Genomic DNA, 17,726 nt, shown 5'->3' with positions numbered 1-17,726 from the left:
GTGGGTCGTCGCCGCGCAGGCGGACCTGCTCCGAAGCGATGACACTCATCAGTCGGTGGATCGTCATGCCTGTGAGACGCACCGGCGACCCGGCTATGACGGGGATTTCACCAAAGAATCTGGCGTGACCTACTTCTCATCCAGCCCGTCGTGCCGGAGCGGGACCAGTTCGCGCGCTTCGTCGTACGACGTACCGGTCAGCTCGAGCAGGTCCACGATGGTCGAGCGGATCTGGCCCAGCATCACCACGGCGGACAGTCCGGAGGGAATCGGCATCACGGCGGTCCGGCGGCCCAGTTCTCCCAGGACGCGGTGCGCGGCGACGTCGGCGGCGGGCTCGAAGAGGGATTCGGCGATCAGGCGGGTGCCATCGGCCAGGCGCTCCAGCAGCGCCGGGTACTCGTCCGGGATCTGCTCCTCCCGCCAGACGGAGACGGCCGCCCGGCGGACGAGGACCCGGATGTTCCGGATCGCCCGGTCCAGGGGGATGACCAGGTCCGCGACTTCCTGCACGCGCCCCCGGTGCCGACGCCGGAAGGGCGACATCCGGACGACGGCCACGCCCTCCTCGGCGGCGCTGCGGAGATCGTCCAGTAGGGACTCGCTCGACCGGGCCCGCCGCAGGGCATCGGTGACCAGTTCCGGGTCCTTGGCGCGGAGGCCTTCCGCGGTCTCGACCAGGATCGCCGCCAGCTCGTTCAGTACTTCGGCCGCTTGTTGCCTCGGGCGACGGATCGGGGCGGCCGGCGCGATGGTTGCCGCGGCCAGCGCCACGAGGCCGCCGAGAGCCGCGTCGAGCCAGCGGCTGAAGCCCGCGCCGGGATTGGGCAGCAAGGTGGTCACGATCGCGGCCTGCACTCCGGCCTGGGTGGTCATCAGGTTGCCCGCGCCGAGCAGGACGGCCACGCTCATCGCCAGGGCGACCACGATGACGATCTGCACGATGCCGGTGCCGAAGAACCTCACGAACAGGTCGCCCACCCCGACCCCGACCGCCACGCCGACCATCACCTCGGCGACCCGACGTAACCGCTGTCCGAAGCTGAACCCGAGACAGACCATGGCCGCGACGGGCGCGAAGAACGGTTGCGGGTGACCCACGACGTACCGGGCCAGTGCCCAGGCGGTGCCGGCGGCGAGGGAGCACTGCGCGATGAAGAAGGCCCGATTGCGCCACCTGTCGATACGGCGGTGGAGGGAGGCTCTGGACCGGCGGGCAGCCTGCGGTGCTACGTCGTCCCGCAGCTCGCGCAGCTGCTCCAGCGTCAACCGGACCGGATCCATCACCCCATCATCGGGGATGAGCCGGTGCCCCGGCAGCCGGACACAGCGGGCGCCCGACGTGCGCTGCCTTGATTCACACCGCCGGGACGTCCAGGGTGGGGTCATGACCGAGAACAACCGCGAGGACTACGGCAGCTACAGCGTCGACGACGAGGACCAGCCGGGCGCCGAGGACACCCTGGACGACCGCGGTCTGGACGACCCGCTGGACGAGGGCTATTCCCCGCCGGAGAAGTGGTCGCCGGCCGAGAAGTACGGCAACACCGCCGATGAGCAGCTGCAGGGCGAGACCCTCGACCAGCGGATCGCGCAGGAGGAGCCGGATATCGACCCTTACGCCGAGGACGAGGAGAACGTCGGCGGTCCGGAGGTCGGCGGCCCGCGGTCTGGCCGCCTGGTCGCGCCCGACGAGGGAGCCCACCTCGACGAGGAGAAGGACCTGGTCGCGGAGGACGTCGGTATCGACGGGGCCGGTGCCAGCGCCGAGGAGGCGGCCGTGCACGTGGTCGACGAGGACGCGCCGTTCGAGCTTGACGACGAGGACGAGACCGACCTCCAGGATCTCCGCGACGTGGACCTCGGCGACGTCGGCGACCCGGAGGACTGAGCACAGCCGCCGAACGCGGACCGAGCGCCGCATCGAGGCCCAGCGCCGCATCGAGGCCCAGCGCCGCGAGACAGGCCTAGCGCCGCCAGACAGGCGACAGGCCCAGCGCCGCGAGACAGGCCCAGCGCCGCGAGACAGGCCTAGCGCCGCGTCATCAACACTTCGCAGCCGCGGGACGGGACCAGGGTCACGTTCCGCGGCTGTGCCGTTTCCGGTCTGGGACGGACGGCGTGGACGTCGTACCGGGTGAGCGCCGCGCGGAGGATCTCGGTCGCCTCCAGCAACGAGAACCCGGCGCCGATGCACCGTCTGGCGCCGCCGCCGAACGGGATCCAGGTCGCCGGCGCGGGCGGGTTGTCGGACAAGAACCGCTGCGGGCGGAAATCACCGGCGCCGGGGAAGTGTTCCTCGTCCGAGTGAACGAGTCCGATCGCGGCCATCAACGTGGTCCCGCGCGGTAGGCGATAGCCGGCCACCTCCACCGTCTCGGTCAGCCGCCGGCCGACCTGGTAGATGACCGGGTGCAGACGCATCGCCTCCTTGGTGATCGCCTCGAGGTAGTCGTCATCGCCCTCGTCCGCGGCGACCTGCCCGGCCCTCAATTGATCAGGCCGCCGCGCAAGCTCATGGAACGCCCAGGCCAAAGCCGTCGCGGTGGTCTCGTGCCCGGCGAGCAGCAGAGTCACCAACTGGTCGCGGAGCTCCACGTCAGACCAGGTGCCCGCGGCAAGCAACCTGCTCAGTACGTCGTTGCGCTCGGCAAGGTTCTGCTGGTTCCGCCGGGCCCCGATCTCGTCGTACAGGATCTCGTCGACCTGGCGCTGGGTCTCCAGGTAGGTGCGCCAGGGCGGCAGCCGGAGCAGGCGCGGGTAGAAGCCGCCGAGCATGATGACCGGCCGGACGGAGACCACCTTTTCGACCAGTGGGCGGAGTTGCGCCAGCCGGTCCTGGTCAGTGACGCCGAAGACGACCTGGAGGATCACCTCGAGGGTGAGGGTCCGCATCCGCTCGTGCAGTCGGAAGGGTTCGCCGACCGGCCAGGACTCGACCTCCGCGCGGGCGAGGTCGGCGATCATGCCGGTATAGCTGCGCAGGGCGTGGCCGTTGAAGGCGGGCATGAGTTGACGCCGCATCCGCACGTGGTCGTCGTCGTCCAGCAGCAGGAGCGAGTGGTCACCCATGATCGGGGCGAGCACGGTGTTGCCTTCGCCCGCGTGGGCCACCGTCGGCGGCGTACCGAAGACCTCGCGGATGTGGTCCGGACGGCTGAGCACCACGACGACCCGGCTCGACGGGACCAGCCGGATCGTGAAGACTTCGCCGTAGCGTCGTCGCAGCTTCGGGAAGTACGTCTTGCGATGGCTGGCGAACAACACCGTCTGAACGAGGGTCGGCAACCGCGGACCGGGCGGCAGGGCCCGGGCGGTCTCCCGGTCGAGCGTGCGCGCTCCCAACAAGGGCGTCTGTGACATGCCACCTCCTGTGGGCTCCACGCTACGTCAGCAGTGTGAACACCGGCAGAGCTTCAGGTAGCGCGCTTCCTTGCGTCCGAAGAACCCGGGGTCGTGCCCCACGGTTCTTCGGACGCAAGTGCGTTGGGTCAGGCGCGGGTGAAGCGGAGGGTGAGGATCTGGAACGGGCGGAGCTCGAAGGTGACGCCGCCGTCCTTCAGTTCACGGTCCGCCAGGTGTCGCTCCAGCAGGTCGACCTCCGTCGCCGTGGTGGCGGCGAAGCCCGGCGTGAGCGTCGCGCGGGAGCGGCCGCCGCTCGACTCGTACAGCCGGACGACCACGTCGCCGGACTGGTCGTCGGCCAGCTTGACCGCCTCGACGATCACATTGCCGTTGTCCACGGCAACGATCGGGTCGGACCCGGTCGCACCGCTGACGACGCGCTCCGGCAGGTTGATCCGGTAGCCCTCCTCGATCGCCTCCGGGATGCCGGCGCCGACTACCAGCGCGTGGTTCACCACGTGCACGCCCTGGTCGGTGTGCGGGTCGGGGAAGCGCGGCGCCCGGATCAGCGAAGTGCGGATCGTGGTCGTCGTGCCACCGTCCTGGCGGGCGGTCCGGTTGATGTCGTGCCCGTACGTCGAGTCGTTGACCACGGCAACGCCGTAGCCGGGCTCGCCCACGTGCACCCAGCGGTGTGCGGCGATCTCGAACTTGGCCGCGTCCCAGGAGGTGTTCTGGTGGGTCGGGCGGAAGATGTGCCCGAACTGGGTTTCCGAGGCGGAGCGGTCGGCGTGCACGTCCACCGGGAAGGCCGCCTTGAGGAACTTCTCCGACTCGTGCCAGTCGACCGAGGTCTCGATGTCGACCCGCTTGGCGCCGGGCCGCAGCCGCAGCGTCTGGGTGATGCTGGACCGGTTTAAGGAGCGCGCCACCACGACCGTCGCGACGCCCTCCACGGTGCTGAAGTCGACCGTGTCCACCTCGGTGACGTCGCGGACATTGTTCTTGTAGAACGAGTCGACGTCCCAGGCGTCCCAGTGGTTCGGGGTGTCCACGTGCAGCTGCAGCAGGTTCGCCGCGCTGCCGGGTGCCAGCACCTCGCGGTCGGCGGCCACGTCGTACAGGGAGGTGATCAGGCCGCGGTCGTCGATCGTGACCCGGATCAGCCCGTTGTCCAGCACGTTGCCGTCGATCGTCGCCGCCTGGCCCTCGCCGGCGGTGATGCCGGCGCCGAGGCCGGGGACTCCCTCGCGGCTGTGCGGGGCCGCGTTGAAGACGATCTGGTTCGAGCCCTCGCCGGCGAGCGCCTGCTGCGCCTTGGCGATGATCGCCTCGAGCTCCTCGGCCAGCCGCGCGTACGTCGCCTCGGCCTCGCGGTGCACCCACGAGATCGAGCTGCCCGGCAGGATGTCGTGGAACTGGTTCAGCAGCACGGCCTTCCAGATCCGGTCGAGCTCCTCGTACGGGTAGGTGTCGAGCTTGCCCGCCACCACGGCCGCCGCGGACCAGAGCTCGGCCTCGCGGAGCAGGTGCTCGCTGCGCCGGTTGCCCTGCTTGGTCTTCGCCTGCGAGGTGTACGTCGCGCGGTGGATCTCCAGGTAGAGCTCTCCCGACCACACGGGCGCGTTCGGGTACTCCTCCTCGGCCGCGCTGAAGAACTCGGTCGGGGACTCGATCGTCACCCGCGGCGAGGACTCCAGGTTGGCCACCCGGCGGGCGGTCGCGACGAACTCGCGGGTGGGGCCGCCACCGCCGTCGCCGTAGCCGAACGGCACCAGCGAACGCGTCGCCGCGCCGTTCTCGGCGAAGTTGCGCTGCGCGTGCGCGAGTTCCCGGCCGGACAGGTCGGAGTTGTACGTGTCGATCGGCGGGAAGTGGGTGAACACCCGGGTCCCGTCCAGGCCCTCCCAGAAGAAGGTGTGGTGCGGGAACTTGTTCTCCTTGTTCCAGGAGATCTTCTGGGTCAGGAACCACTTCGAGCCGGACAGCTTCACCAGCTGCGGCAGCGCCGCGGTGTAGCCGAACGAGTCCGGCAGCCAGACCTCCTGGGTGTCGATCCCGTACTCGTCCAGGAAGAACCGCTTGCCGTGCACGAACTGCCGGGCCAGCGCCTCGCCGCCGGGCAGGTTGGTGTCGGACTCGACCCACATGCCGCCCACCGGCACGATGGTGCCGTCGGCAACGGCCTTCTTCAGCCGCTCCCACACCTCGGGGTAGTTGTCCTTCACCCACGCGTGCTGCTGTGCCTGCGAGAACGCGAAGACGAGCTCGGGGTACTCCTGGGCCAGCGTGGCCACGTTGGACACCGTGCGGGCCACCTTGCGGCGGGTCTCGCGCAGCGGCCAGAGCCAGGCGGAGTCGATGTGCGCGTGGCCGACCGCGGACAGCTGGTGCGCGCTCGCGTGCGCCGGACGGCTCAGTACGTCGGTCAGCTCGGCGCGGGCGTCCGTCGCGGTACCGGCGACGTCCTCGTAGTCCAGTACGTCGAGGGCGCGGCTCAGCGCGCGCAGGATCTCCCGGCGGCGCGGCTCCTGCGGCGACAGCTGCTTCTGCAGCCCGTCGAGGGACTCAAGGTCCAGGATCAGGTCCCAGACCTCGGCGTTGAAGACGGCCAGGTCGGCGCGGGCCAGCTGGTAGATCGGCTTGCCGCCCGGCTCCGGCTTGCTGCCGATGTCGGTCGGGGCGAAGGCGTTGGATCCCAGTACTTCGGGGTTGGCCGCGGCTTCGACGTAGAACTCGATGTGGTCGCCGGCCGAGGCCGCGGTACCGTCCGGGCCGAGGATCGACAGCGGCGCGTAGGTCTGCCGCGGGTGCAGGCCCTTCAGGGGGACGCCGGAGGTGGTGTGCACCAGGCCCTCCGCGGAGAAGCCCGGACCGCCGCTGAAGCCGAGGTCGATCACGGCCTCGATCTCACGGCCGGCCCACTCGGTCGGCACCTGGCCGCTGAAGTTGAACCACGCGGTGCCCCACGCGGGACCCCAGGGCAAGCCGATCTCGGCCGCCTCGTAGCTGGCAACGAGGGCCTCGGCGGGGGACACCGGCTCACCAGGCGCGTGCCACACCTTGATGTCCAGCGGGACGGCCGCGCCGTAGATCGCGGGGCGGATCCGCTCCCGCAGGGCGCGCTGGAGCCGCTCCTCGATGAGTTGTCGGTCGTCGTGCACGGAATCATCCTCCGGGTTGTCGCGGCTCTCTCGGCCGCCTGCATGACAACGCTGTCACATACCACCCGGGCGCGTCCAGACTCAGCGCCTTACGGCACCCTCAGTAGCAGCACGATGCCAACTGTTGCCGCTAGCTCAGCACTACCGGCACTGGGACTCAGCACCGCCGGCACTGGAGCAACTACCAGCACGGACCGCTGGACCTCTAGGTTGTCCTCTATGGATCGTCCCCGCCTGCTGAATCGCCGGAGCGTGCTCGGAATGGGAGCCGCGGCTGCGGCGGCGCTGGTGACACCCGGATGTTCCCGCGGCCGGTCCCAGGAACCGGCCCCGGCCGGACCGGCCAGGTTCGCCACCGGCAACACGGGCGGCGTGTACGCCATCTACGGTGCTGGGCTGGCCAAGCTGGTCACCGAGGTGACCGGGGTGCAGATGACCACGATCCAGACCGACGGGTCCGTGCAGAACCTCCGGATGCTCGCCGCCGGCACTGCGGACGTCGGCTTCAGCCTGTCGGACTCGGCCCTGGACGCCTGGGACGGCGCCGCCGACACCAGTTTCGCCAAGGGTGCGCTGCGCTTCACCGCGCTCGCCAGGACCTACGACAACTACGTGCACGTGGTGGTGCCGATGTCCTCCGACATCTTCAACATCGGGCACCTGGCCGGCAAGCAGGTGAGCGTCGGTCCGGTGAACTCAGGCACCCGGGTGGTCGCCGAGCGCATCCTGCAGGCGGCCGGAGTACAGGTCCGGAAGCGGAACTACAGCCTCGAGCAAGCGGCGAAGGCGCTGCAGGCCAAGGCGAAGGACGAGAAGAGCCCGAACGGGATCGACGCACTGATCTGGAGCGGCGGCCTGCCGACGAAGCCGATCCTGGACCTGCAGTCGACCATCGGCTTCCGGCTGGTCGACATCGGCAGTTTGGCAGAGCAGATCGCGCTGAAGCGTTTCGGCGGCTACCTCCTCTCCTCCATCCCACCCTCGGTCTACCAGCTCTCGAGCTCGGTACCGACCCTCGCCGTACCGAACTACCTGCTGGCCCGGCGCGGCCTGCCCGACTCGTGGGCCTGGTGGACCCTGAACACGATGTTCCGCCGCCAGACCGACCTGATGGAGATCCACCCCGAAGCAGGCTCCCTGGACGCCCGCTCCGCCATCGCCACCATGCCGATCCCGCTCCACCCAGCCGCCGAACGCTGGTACAGGAACAACCACATCTGAGTCCCGTACTCCGACCGCGCCCGGCTCCTGCGTCGCACTCCGCCCAGCTCCTGCGTCGCAACCCGGCCCGGCTCCTGCGTCGCACTCCGCCCGGCTCCTGCGTCGCAACCCCGGCCCGGCTCCTGCGTCGCAACTCCGCCCGGCTCCTGCGTCGCAGCCGCGCCACCCGCAGCGTTCGCGGCGCGCCCACCTGCAGCGTTCGCGGCGCGCCCGCTGCCGGGTTCTTCGCCCACTGGCGCCAAAATAACGCGCTACCGGCCGGATATCCCGCCACTGGTCCCGACCGGATATCCCGCTACTGGTCCCGACCGGGCATCCCGCCACTGGTCCCCACCGGGCGCACACGGCGCGCTCGGCGCGGGATCACCTTGGGCTGGGTGAGATGGCTGCGGCTACCACCGTGGCAGGGGAGTACGGCGCCTTGCGTGGCCCAACCCTCATAGGAGCTGCGCAGGGAGCGGCGTACCAGAGGTGCTGGAGCGGCGCACCAGGGGTCAGCGGCGTACTAGAGGTCGTAGTCCTCGATGAGGGGGACGCGAACCTCGATGACCAGGCCGCCGCCGATCGGGGGGCGGGCTACTACGCGGCCGCCTACTCGGGCGGCCTCTGAGCGGACGATCGCGAGGCCCAGGCCGGTGCCGGGCATTTCGCGGTGATGGGCGCTGCGCCAGAAACGTTCGCCGACCTTCTTCAGGTCCCGGGAGCCCAGGCCGAGGCCGTGGTCGCGGACTGACAGGACCACCTCGGTGCCGTCCCGCAGTACCGAGACCTCGACGGGCGGGGCGCCGTACTTGGCGGCGTTGTCGAGGAGCACGTCGAGGATGTCGTCCACCTCGAGCTCGGAGGCGACCCCGCCGGGGACCATCTCGCCGATGATGAGTTCCAGGTCGTCGGCGGCATACACGGCCTTCCAGCCGACCAGCCGCTCCTTCACCGCCTGGGCCAGGTCCAGCGGCGGCTCGTTGCCGTCGGCATCGCCGGGACGGTCGGAACCGGCCAGTCGGGACAGCCGCTGAACGATCCGGCCGAGGCGGTCGATGTCGCTGAGCGCGAACCGCGCGGTCGGGGACAGCCGTGAGAGGCCCTCGATGTGGATGCGGGCCGAGGTGAGCGGGGTCCGCAGTTGGTGGGACGCGTCGGCGACGAACTCCCGCTCGCGCTGCCGGGCCTGGTGCAGGCTCAGGGCCATCGAGTTGAAGCTGTCGCCCAGCCGGCGGAGCTCCGGCGCACGACCGTCGGTGGAGACCCGGGTGTCGAGGGCGCCGCGGGTGACCTGGTGGGTCGCGTTGTCGAGGTCGTTCAGCGGCCGCAGCACCCAGCGGGTCACCGGGCGGACGATGCCGATCACGACGGCGCCGATGCTGATCAGCAGACCACCGAGGAGGAGCAGCAGGCCACGCTGGACCTGCTCGCGACTCCGCTCGGTCGGGACCCGCAGTACTGCGGCGCCGAGCACGCGGCCGTTGTTGACGACCGGGCGCGCCACCACCATCTCGCCGGAACGCCACGGCCACAGTGCGGGCGGTTCCGCGGGCAGGCGGCCGGCCAGGGTGCTGTCCAGCGCGTTGTCCAGGTCCGGCTCCGTCACGACGACGCCCGATCGTGAGGTGGCGATCACCCGGCGGTCGACGTCCACGACGAACACCGGGGTGTTGTAGAGCTCGTGATAGCGGACGGCGAGCTCGCGCAGGCCGGCGATGTCACCGGACTGCAGCGGCGACTCGGCCATGGTGGCGAACCAGTCGGCGTCGTTGCTACGAGACAGGAAGAGCGTGCGCGACGCACTGGTCGCGATGTAGTTGGCCAGCGGAACAGCAGCGACGACGGCGAGCACGATCACCATCGGGACGAGGGACTGCAGCAGGCGACGGCGCAACGGTCAGTCCGAGCCCAGGCGGTAGCCGACGCCGCGGATGGTCTGGACGAGCTCCGGTCTGCCGAGCTTGGCCCGCAGGCTTGCCACGTGCACGTCCATGGTCCGCGACGAGGCCTCGAAGACGGACTGCCACGCGTAGAGGGCGACCTGTTCGCGCGGCACCACCCGGCCGTGGTGAGCGGCCAGCACAGCGAGTACGTCGAATTCCTTGCGGGTCAGGCTGATTGGTTTCTCCGCCACCTGGACCGTCCGGGCCTCGATATCCACGGTCAGGTCACCGACCGTGACCCGCGGTCGAGGCTGCAGAAGGCCGGTGCGCCGCAGTACGGCGTCGATGCGGGCGAGTAGTTCGGAGATGGCGAAGGGTTTCACCACGTAGTCGTCCGCGCCGCTGCGCAGGCCGCGGACCCGGTCCGCCGCCTCGCCTCGGGCGGTGACCGCGATCACAGGGACGTCTGACACCGTGCGAATCTGCCGGCACACGTTGATGCCGTCGCCGTCGGGAAGCCCGAGGTCCAGCAGAACGAGGTCCCCGGGGTCGGCGGCGAGGGCGTCCGCGGCCGTCCTGACGTGCGTCACCATCAGCCCGTACCGCCGCAGCGCAGGTATCAGAGCATTGGCGATATCGAGATCGTCCTCGACCAACAGAATCCTGACCGCGCCACTCATGTCCGTGATCGTAGGGCAGGAGGCGCTCATGTGTGTCAGATCTTGGTAAAGACGTAATCACGCGACTCCATGGAGTGGTCGTCGACACTAGCCTTCGACGACAGGAGGGAACCGGTCGATGACTGTGGGTGTTGGTACGGGGGCTGGCTCTGCCGCGCTCTCCGAGTCCGAACTAGCCGAGTACGAGCAGGAAAAGCCCGCTCGGCGGCTGCATCCTGCCCTGGACCTGGCGGTCTCCGCCTGGTGCGCGGTGGTCAGCGTCGGCGTTCTGCTGCAGGTCTTCTTCCCGTTGTCGGCCGGAACCCAGTTCTATTTAGTGATCTTTCTCGCAGCCACCCTGCCGGTCACGTTGTTGTGCTACCGGGGCTGGCATGTGCCTGCCTTCGTGAATCCCTTCAAGGCCCGGGCAGGCGACAACCCAGGCATCACCGACTGGGTGCTCGCCGTGATCGCGCTCGTCGTCTGCGTCTATCCGCTGTTCGACTTCGACGGCTTCCTGGAGCGACGCCAGGCTCCGACCACTCTCGACGTGTTCGCCGGTGCCGTGCTGCTGGTGCTGCTGCTCGAAGCCTGCCGCCGTACGACGGGCTGGGTGCTGCCGCTCGTCAGCGTGCTCTTCATTGCCTATGCGTACTACGGCGGCTACCTGCCGTACACGTGGTCCCTGGCCCACCAGGGCTTCAACTTCGACGCGATCGTCGCGCAGTTCACCATGGGCACGGCCGGGTTCTACGGAACCCCGCTGAACGTGGCAGCCAGCTACATCGTGCTGTTCACCATCTACGGCGCGGTGCTCGATTACTCCGGCGCCGGCAAGTTCTTCATCGACCTGTCCTTCGCGGCCTTCAAACGAAGCCGTACCGCGCCCGGCCGGACCGTCACGCTGGCGGGTTTCCTCCTGGGCAGCGTCTCCGGCTCTGGTACGGCGACGGCAGTCTCGTTGGGCACGGTGTCCTGGCCGATCCTCCGCCGCGCGGGCTACCCGCCTGAGCCCGCCGGCGGAATGCTCGCCGCGGCAGGTATCGGCGCGATCCTGTCACCGCCGACACTGGGTGCGGCCGCGTTCATCATCGCGGAGTTCCTGCAGGTCAGCTATCTGACCGTGCTCGGCTACGCGGTGATCCCGACGATCCTCTACTACCTGGGCATCCTGCTGGCGATCGAGATCGACGCGCGACGGCATGGAACCATCTCGGCCGAGACCTCCACCCAGTCCGCGGGGAAGTTGCTGCTGCGATTCAGCTACCACTTCCTGTCGCTGTTCGTGATCATCGGCTTCATGGCGGTGGACGTGCCGCCGTTCAAGGCCGTCGTGTACGCCGTGATCATCCAGTTCGCGTTGTCGTTCCTCGACCGCGAGCACCGGTTGACCGCTGGGCCACTGTTCAAGGCCCTTGCCCAGGGCACCCGTTCGGTGCTGCCGGTGGTGGCCACCTGCGCGACCGCCGGGGTGATCGTCGCGGTCACGACCCAGACCGGACTGGGGCTGAACCTGGCCGAGATCATCGTGGACGCGGCGAAGGGCCTGACGGACAACCCGACCGTCGTGCTCATCCTGACGGTGGTGCTGTCCGCGTTCGCAGTACTGGTGCTCGGGTTGGCGGTGCCGGTGACGGCGTCGTTCATCATCGCGGCGGTGATCATCGCGCCGGCGTTGGTCCACCTCGGCGTGACGCAGGCCGAGGCGTACATGTTCATCTTCTACTACGCGGTGCTCTCCGAGGTTTCGCCGCCGACCGCACTGGCCGCGGTGGCGACGTCCGCGATCACCGGCGGCAAGGTGATGCCGACGATGTGGCAGGCGTGGAAATACACGCTGCCTGCGTTCCTGGTGCCGTTCGCGTTCGTGCTGACCGACAACGGAGCTCACCTGCTGGGCCAGGGCAGCCTGCTGGACATGCTGTGGACGCTGGGTGTTTCGATCCTCGCCGTGGCTGCGCTGGCTGTCGTCACCGGCGGCTGGATCGTGATCGCCACTGGATGGCTCGAGCGACTGCTGTGCGTGCCGGCGGCGTTGCTCTTGCTCTACCTCGCGCCCGTAACCATCGCCGTCGGGATCGGTTTGCTTCTTGTTGCCGTGGTCATCAATCTTCTCCGGCGGCAACGCGGTACAGATGCTGACCCCACCCCACCACCCCGGTCAAGTGCCGGATCAACGGAAGGAACCTTCACTTCATGAGAAGCCGTCGCCTCCCCGCCGCCGTGGTCGCGCTCGCCGCCGCTGTCTCATTGGTCGCCTGCGGAGGTCAGCGCGAACCAGAAGCAGGCAAGGCCGGTACGGATGGCGGCCGGCTGACGATCGCCACTGGCAATACCACCGGCGTGTACTACCAGCTCGGTGGCGCGCTGGCCTCGCTGATCTCGTCGAAGGTGGAGGGCTACCGGGCAACGGCGAGTGAGACCGGCGCCTCGGTGCAGAACGTGCAGGGGCTGGTGGCGGGCAACTACGACATCGCGTTCTCGCTCGGTGACACCGCGGCGGACGCGGTCAAGGGTGAGCACAGTTTCAAGTCGCCGCAGGACGTGGTCGCGCTGACCCGGCTCTACCCGAACTACACGCAGGTCGCGGTCCGCGCGTCCGCCGGCATCACCAAGATCGCTGACCTGAAGGGCAAGCGGGTGTCCACCGGATCGCCGAACTCCGGCACCGAGGTGATCGCTCGCCGGCTGCTCGAGGCGGCCGGCCTGGACGCGGCCCGCGACGTCACCGCCCAGCGGCTCGGCCTGCCGGAGTCGGTGGATGCGATGAAGAGCGGCTCGATCGACGCCCTGGTCTGGTCCGGCGGCCTGCCGACCGGCGGCATCACCGACCTGACCACCAGCTTGGGCAAGGACGTGAAGCTGATCCCGATCACGGACCTGCTGCCCGCACTGCAGAAGACATACGGCACTATTTATGCCGAGGGCGCGATCCCGGCCGCGACGTACAAGCAGGCGGGGGACGTGGCGACGATCATCGTGCCGAACGTGCTGCTGGTCCGGAAGAACATGTCGGACGAGCTGGCTGAGAAGCTGACCAAGGTCATCTACGACAACAAGGACGCGCTGGTCCAGGTGAATGCCGCCGCCAAGGGCATCACGGTGGAGAACGCGGCCAAGACCGACCCGGTGCCGCTGCACCCGGGCGCGAAGAAGGCGATCGACTCCATGAGTTGACCCCACGATCCGTCCTCCCCCGCACACCAGGCGCAGCGGGGGAGGGCGCAGGGTCCCACCTCCGCACACCAGGCGCAGCGGAGGCGGGAACCAGGCCCACCCCCACAACCAGGCGCAGTGGGGGAGGGTTTCAGGCCGGGCCCGCGCTGCCGGAGGCATCCGGCGGTGTCGGGTCCGGCCGTTCTACATCTTCTCGTCGGGCGGCCGCGGAGCTGTCGCCGCGTCGTCTCCTGTACCGCGGGCCGTGGCCGGCGGATTCGGTGCCTCGGGGTTCGTTGCCTCGGGCATCAGGGTGCCGTAGAGGTAGTGCGACAGCGCCGAGTCGCGCTTGGGGTGCTCGCGGTACCTGGCCGGGACCACGCGGCCTTCCGCGCTGTCCCAGGCGGTGTCCGCGAGCCGCCACATCCGGTGCGCGAGCCGGCCGGCCGGTCCGGTGTGCGGTGAACCCGGATGTGCCCGCGTCGGGGCCTTCTCCTCGGCGGTCAGCAGGTCTTCGGTCAGGCTGCTGACGTCGTCGCCGGCGAGCTCCTCGGCGAGGAGCCGGCAGTACTCGGCCTCGAGCACCTCGTGCTGGGCGAGCAGCCGGTCCACCTCCCGCCAGACCTCGTCGTGCCGCAGATGCTGGATCCGGGCGTCGCCGTAGATCCGGCCTTTGAGGAACCGCAGCGATCGCTCCAGTTGCCGGGCATTCTCGACGTACGCCGAGACCTTCGTCCGGCCGTCGGGTAGTCGACGCACTCGCGGGAGGAGGACGTCTTCGGCTGCGGCCAGATGCTGGGCCGCGATCGCGTAGAACCGGTCGGTCTCGTGCCGCCGGTCAGGTCTGGCAGCCGCCTGCTCGTGCGCCGGCCCCGCTAGTTCGCGGATCCGGGCGTGTTCGAAGCCGACTGCTTGTTCGAGCGTCGAGACGGTCATCGTGACCACCTCCTGGGAGGGTTGGATCTCCTCCCAGAGTGCGCCCCGGGCTGTGCCGGCGCAACCGCACCAGCACAGTCCGTGACCAACCTGTTCAGCTGTCGGAACTCTTCTTCCACAAGTTGATGCCGGCCTCGACGGCGTCCGCGTCGATCGCGTCCAGCTCGTCCTTGGTGAAGGAGAGGTTCTTCACCGCGGCGAGGTTGTTCTCCAGTTGGGCGACGCTGGAGGCGCCGATCAGCGCGCTGGTGACGCGGTTGTCACGCAGCGTCCAGGACAGCGCCAGCTGGGCGACGGACTGGCCGCGCTGCTTGGCGATGTCATTCAGCGCGCGGACGTGCTTGAGAGTCTCCTCGGTCAGCATGTCGGTGCTGAGCGACTTGCCCTGCGCCGCTCGGGAACCCTCCGGTACGCCGTCCAGGTAACGGTCGGTGAGCAGGCCCTGCGCCAGCGGGGAGAAGGCGATCACGCCGACCCCGAGCTCGCCGACGGCGTCCAGCAGGTCCTCCTCGATCCAGCGGTTCAGCATCGAGTACGACGGCTGGTGGATCAGCAGCGGCGTGCCGAGCTCGTCCAGGATCCGGGCGGCCTCGCGGGTCTTCTCGGCCGAGTACGACGAGATCCCCGCGTACAGCGCCTTGCCGGAGCGGACGGCGGCGTCGAGCGCGCCCATCGTCTCTTCCAGCGGGGTGTCGGGGTCGAACCGGTGCGAGTAGAAGATGTCGACGTAGTCCAGGCCCATCCGGCCCAGCGACTGGTCGAGCGAGGCCAGCAGGTACTTGCGGGAGCCGCCGCCCTGCCCGTAGGGGCCCGGCCACATGTCGTAACCGGCCTTGGTGGAGATCAGCAGCTCGTCGCGGTACGGCTTGAAGTCGCGCGCGAAGTGCGTGCCGAAGTTGGTCTCAGCCGAGCCGTACGGCGGGCCGTAGTTGTTCGCCAGGTCGAAGTGGGTGACGCCGAGATCGAAGGCGCGGCGCAGGATGTCCCGCTGGACCTCGAACGGCTTGTCGTCACCGAAGTTGTGCCACAGCCCCAACGAGATCGCCGGCAGCTGGAGTCCGCTGCGGCCACTTCGCCGATAGGTCATCTGGTCGTCGTACCGGTCCTGAGCAGCTACATAATCAGTCACGGAACCCCAGTCTGCACCATGGCGGGAAATGTCCGCGAACCCTTGTTTTACGGTAGAACCGGCGTCGATCAGTGCAAGTGGCACACCTTCTGACTGGCGCTGCCGTTCAGCCCAGTGCGGACCAGGGGTCCGGTGGTGACGCGGCGTAGAACCGCAGTACGCCGAGCAACCGGCTGGCGGGCGGTGCCGTCCAGTGCCGCTCGTGTGGTTCCGGCGGCCGTGGTGGCTTGGTGATCCCGCTCAGTCCCCAGCTGAGGTGGTACCAGAGGGCGGCCGCCTCCATGCCCTCGCGGTGGTGGCCCGGCTGGTCTCGGTACTGGCGGTTGTAGCTGGGCAGGGTCGCGGCCACCTGGTCCAGCGGCAGCTTGGCGAACTCCATCCCGGGTGGACCCCATGCCGCATCACCCCAGTCGATGAGGGCTCCGAGGTGACCGTCCTCGATCAGGAGGTTCTGCGGAGCCAGGTCGCCATGCAGGAGCACGTGCGGCTCGTCCTGGGGGAACCGCCTTGCCAGTCTGTCGAACCACGCGAGCAACCAGTTCGCAGTACCGGCGTCCAGGTAGCCGTCTGTGGCCAGGCGCTCGACTGTGGGGCGTGGGTCCCCACCGCCGTCGTCGTGTTCGACGCCTTCGAGTGGGGTTTCCTGGCTGACCCTGTGGAGCAGGGCGACCTGGCTGCCCAGGTCCTGCCACAGTTCGTGACCGGCGTCTTGAGTTGTGCTGAGATCGGTGGCGTGGACTCGCTCGACGACCAGGTACGGCGCGTCGATCAGGGTGCGGGTGGCGTCGAAGTCGACAATCGCGGGAGTCCGTACGCCGGCAGCCCGGGCGACGGGGATGACCGCGACCTCCTTGCGCAGATCGCGTGCGAAGGCCTCGGCGCGGGGGATCCGGAGGAACAACCCGTCGCCGAGGACGAAGGCGCGGTTGGCGACGCCGCCCGGAACCTCGCGAACCGCCTCGAGCCGTACGCCGTACCGGCTCGCGAGCGCGGCCAGGACGTCGGCGGTCGGCGCCGCCGTCATGCGCTCAACTCTGGGGACCTTGTCATCGAAGGGGATTCTCGCGGGGGTTCGTTGCCGCGGTCCACCGAATTCACCGCCACGGCGGATCGGGCTTGTCGATCGGTCTGCCGGTCGGCCGTTGGGGATGGGCAGGGATACTTGCGGGCGTGCGAAGGGATCTGGATCCGGAGACGGTCAGCAGTAGGGACTTCTACGCGGTGCTGAACGCGGTGGTGGTGCCACGGCCGATCGCCTGGGTGTCGTCCTTGTCGGCGGACGGGGTGCTGAACCTGGCACCGCACTCGTTCTTCACCGTGGCATGCGTGCGGCCGCCGATGGTGCAGTTCATGTCCGTCGGGCGCAAGGACAGCCTGAACAACGTCGAGGCGACGGGCGAGTTCGTGGTGAACTTCGCGGCCGAGCCGTTGTTCGAGCAGGTGAACGCGACGGCGACGAACTTCCCGCCCGAGATCTCGGAGTTCGCGGCGGTCGGGTTGACGACCGAGCCGGCCGCGACGGTCGCGGTTCCCCGGGTTGCCGAATCGCCGGTCGCGATCGAGTGTGGGCTGCACACGACCCTGGAACTCGGCGACTCCACCGTCGTGATCGGCCGGGTACGCCATATCGCGATCGACGAGGCGGTCCTGGACGGCGACCACCCGGAGATCACCAAGCTCCGGCCGCTGGCCCGCCTCGGCAAGGACGAGTGGTCCACCCTCGGCGAGATCCGCTCCATCAGCCGAATCCGCCACACCGACTGGCCCGGTCACTTCACCGCGCCCACCACCCCCAACGCCGGCTGAACAGTCTTGGCGGACGTGGCCCGGGGGCGGGCGATCAGTCCGGGAGCCTCAGGTGCCCGCGGGCGGCGGCGACAGCGATCCAGGGGACGGCGGACAGGCTGCCGATTCCGAGTAGGAGCAGGGCTGGCCTGAGCCCGAGGGCAACCCCACGAGGCCGCCTGCGAGCCCGCCGAACGGGCCTGGTCCCCACTCGACCAGGCGGATCACCGCGCCGACCCGGCCCAGTAGCCCGGGCGCGACCTCTCGCTGCAGCATCGTCGACCGCACGGTGATCAGGTAGACGACACCGAGGCCGAGCGGGAACTGCCCGCACGACCCGAGCACAGCGACAGCGAGGTGTGGTGTCACTGAGACTGGCAGGAAAGTCCCTGACGGGGTAACGCCTTCTTGGGGCGCCGTCCTCGGGGCGGAAACTTTCTCGGGGATCCACCTATCCGGGGCATTG

General features: G+C 69.2%; 14 protein-coding genes. 5 read left to right on the top strand and 9 right to left on the bottom strand.

The annotated features are described in order from the left end of the window. Positions 1-129: 129 nt before the first annotated feature. Complete coding sequence (locus tag ABD210_RS16095) at positions 130-1,284, bottom strand: FUSC family protein (RefSeq protein ID WP_344112282.1); 1,155 nt, start codon at positions 1,282-1,284, stop codon at positions 130-132. A 103-nt stretch (positions 1,285-1,387) separates the two neighbouring features. Here ABD210_RS16095 and ABD210_RS16090 point away from each other — a divergent pair, with 103 nt between their 5' ends. Beyond that, entirely contained in the window at positions 1,388-1,891 is a 504-nt protein-coding gene (locus ABD210_RS16090) for a DUF5709 domain-containing protein (RefSeq protein ID WP_344112281.1), read from the top strand. Between the two features lie 140 nt (positions 1,892-2,031). Here ABD210_RS16090 and ABD210_RS16085 read toward each other — a convergent pair whose 3' ends face one another. After that, on the bottom strand, positions 2,032-3,363 hold the full coding sequence (locus tag ABD210_RS16085; RefSeq protein ID WP_344112280.1) for a cytochrome P450: 1,332 nt from the start codon (positions 3,361-3,363) through the stop codon (positions 2,032-2,034). 128 nt (positions 3,364-3,491) lie between these two features. Continuing rightward, positions 3,492-6,509 carry an alpha-mannosidase gene (locus tag ABD210_RS16080; protein ID WP_344112279.1) on the bottom strand — a complete coding sequence of 1,006 codons (3,018 nt, stop codon included), beginning with the start codon at positions 6,507-6,509 and terminating at the stop codon, positions 3,492-3,494. A 219-nt stretch (positions 6,510-6,728) separates the two neighbouring features. On the opposite strand from ABD210_RS16080, the gene ABD210_RS16075 reads away from it, so the two are divergent. Continuing rightward, complete coding sequence (locus tag ABD210_RS16075; protein WP_344112277.1) at positions 6,729-7,730, top strand: TAXI family TRAP transporter solute-binding subunit; 1,002 nt, start codon at positions 6,729-6,731, stop codon at positions 7,728-7,730. A 505-nt stretch (positions 7,731-8,235) separates the two neighbouring features. On the opposite strand, the gene ABD210_RS16070 is transcribed toward ABD210_RS16075, so the two are convergent. Beyond that, positions 8,236-9,606: a sensor histidine kinase gene (locus ABD210_RS16070; protein WP_344112276.1), complete on the bottom strand. Its 1,371-nt coding sequence runs from the start codon at positions 9,604-9,606 to the stop codon at positions 8,236-8,238. A 3-nt stretch (positions 9,607-9,609) separates the two neighbouring features. Beyond that, positions 9,610-10,275 carry a response regulator transcription factor gene (locus ABD210_RS16065; RefSeq protein WP_344112274.1) on the bottom strand — a complete coding sequence of 222 codons (666 nt, stop codon included), beginning with the start codon at positions 10,273-10,275 and terminating at the stop codon, positions 9,610-9,612. 118 nt (positions 10,276-10,393) lie between these two features. Between ABD210_RS16065 and ABD210_RS16060 the strand changes: the two genes are divergently transcribed. Continuing rightward, the gene (locus tag ABD210_RS16060; RefSeq protein ID WP_344112273.1) at positions 10,394-12,454 is read left to right on the top strand and encodes a TRAP transporter permease; all 2,061 of its coding nucleotides are present in this window, start codon (positions 10,394-10,396) and stop codon (positions 12,452-12,454) included. Then, positions 12,451-13,431 (top strand): TAXI family TRAP transporter solute-binding subunit, encoded by a 981-nt coding sequence (locus tag ABD210_RS16055; RefSeq protein WP_344112272.1) that lies wholly within the window; start codon positions 12,451-12,453, stop codon positions 13,429-13,431. Before ABD210_RS16060 ends, ABD210_RS16055 begins: the two co-directional genes overlap by 4 nt. Before the next feature lie 183 nt (positions 13,432-13,614). Here the strand turns inward: ABD210_RS16055 and ABD210_RS16050 are convergent, their stop codons facing one another. The 3 genes from ABD210_RS16050 to ABD210_RS16040 all read right to left on the bottom strand — a co-directional run bounded on the left by ABD210_RS16050 (position 13,615) and on the right by ABD210_RS16040 (position 16,499). Next, positions 13,615-14,346, bottom strand: coding sequence for a hypothetical protein (locus ABD210_RS16050; protein ID WP_344112271.1), 732 nt, complete (start codon positions 14,344-14,346; stop codon positions 13,615-13,617). 94 nt (positions 14,347-14,440) lie between these two features. Beyond that, the gene (gene mgrA, locus ABD210_RS16045; protein WP_344112269.1) at positions 14,441-15,475 is read right to left on the bottom strand and encodes an L-glyceraldehyde 3-phosphate reductase; all 1,035 of its coding nucleotides are present in this window, start codon (positions 15,473-15,475) and stop codon (positions 14,441-14,443) included. A gap of 106 nt (positions 15,476-15,581) precedes the next feature. Further along, positions 15,582-16,499: a phosphotransferase family protein gene (locus ABD210_RS16040; protein ID WP_344112268.1), complete on the bottom strand. Its 918-nt coding sequence runs from the start codon at positions 16,497-16,499 to the stop codon at positions 15,582-15,584. A 146-nt stretch (positions 16,500-16,645) separates the two neighbouring features. Between ABD210_RS16040 and ABD210_RS16035 the strand changes: the two genes are divergently transcribed. Continuing rightward, positions 16,646-17,281 (top strand): flavin reductase family protein, encoded by a 636-nt coding sequence (locus tag ABD210_RS16035; protein WP_344112266.1) that lies wholly within the window; start codon positions 16,646-16,648, stop codon positions 17,279-17,281. 48 nt (positions 17,282-17,329) lie between these two features. On the opposite strand, the gene ABD210_RS16030 is transcribed toward ABD210_RS16035, so the two are convergent. Further along, positions 17,330-17,629, bottom strand: coding sequence for a hypothetical protein (locus ABD210_RS16030; protein WP_344112264.1), 300 nt, complete (start codon positions 17,627-17,629; stop codon positions 17,330-17,332). Between the last annotated feature and the right edge of the window lie 97 nt (positions 17,630-17,726).

This window comes from Kribbella alba (assembly GCF_039529635.1).
In the GTDB taxonomy this organism is placed as follows: Bacteria; Actinomycetota; Actinomycetes; order Propionibacteriales; family Kribbellaceae; genus Kribbella; species Kribbella alba.
Note: the sequence above shows the minus strand (reverse complement) of the source record. Positions and strands in the feature narration are given on the sequence as shown.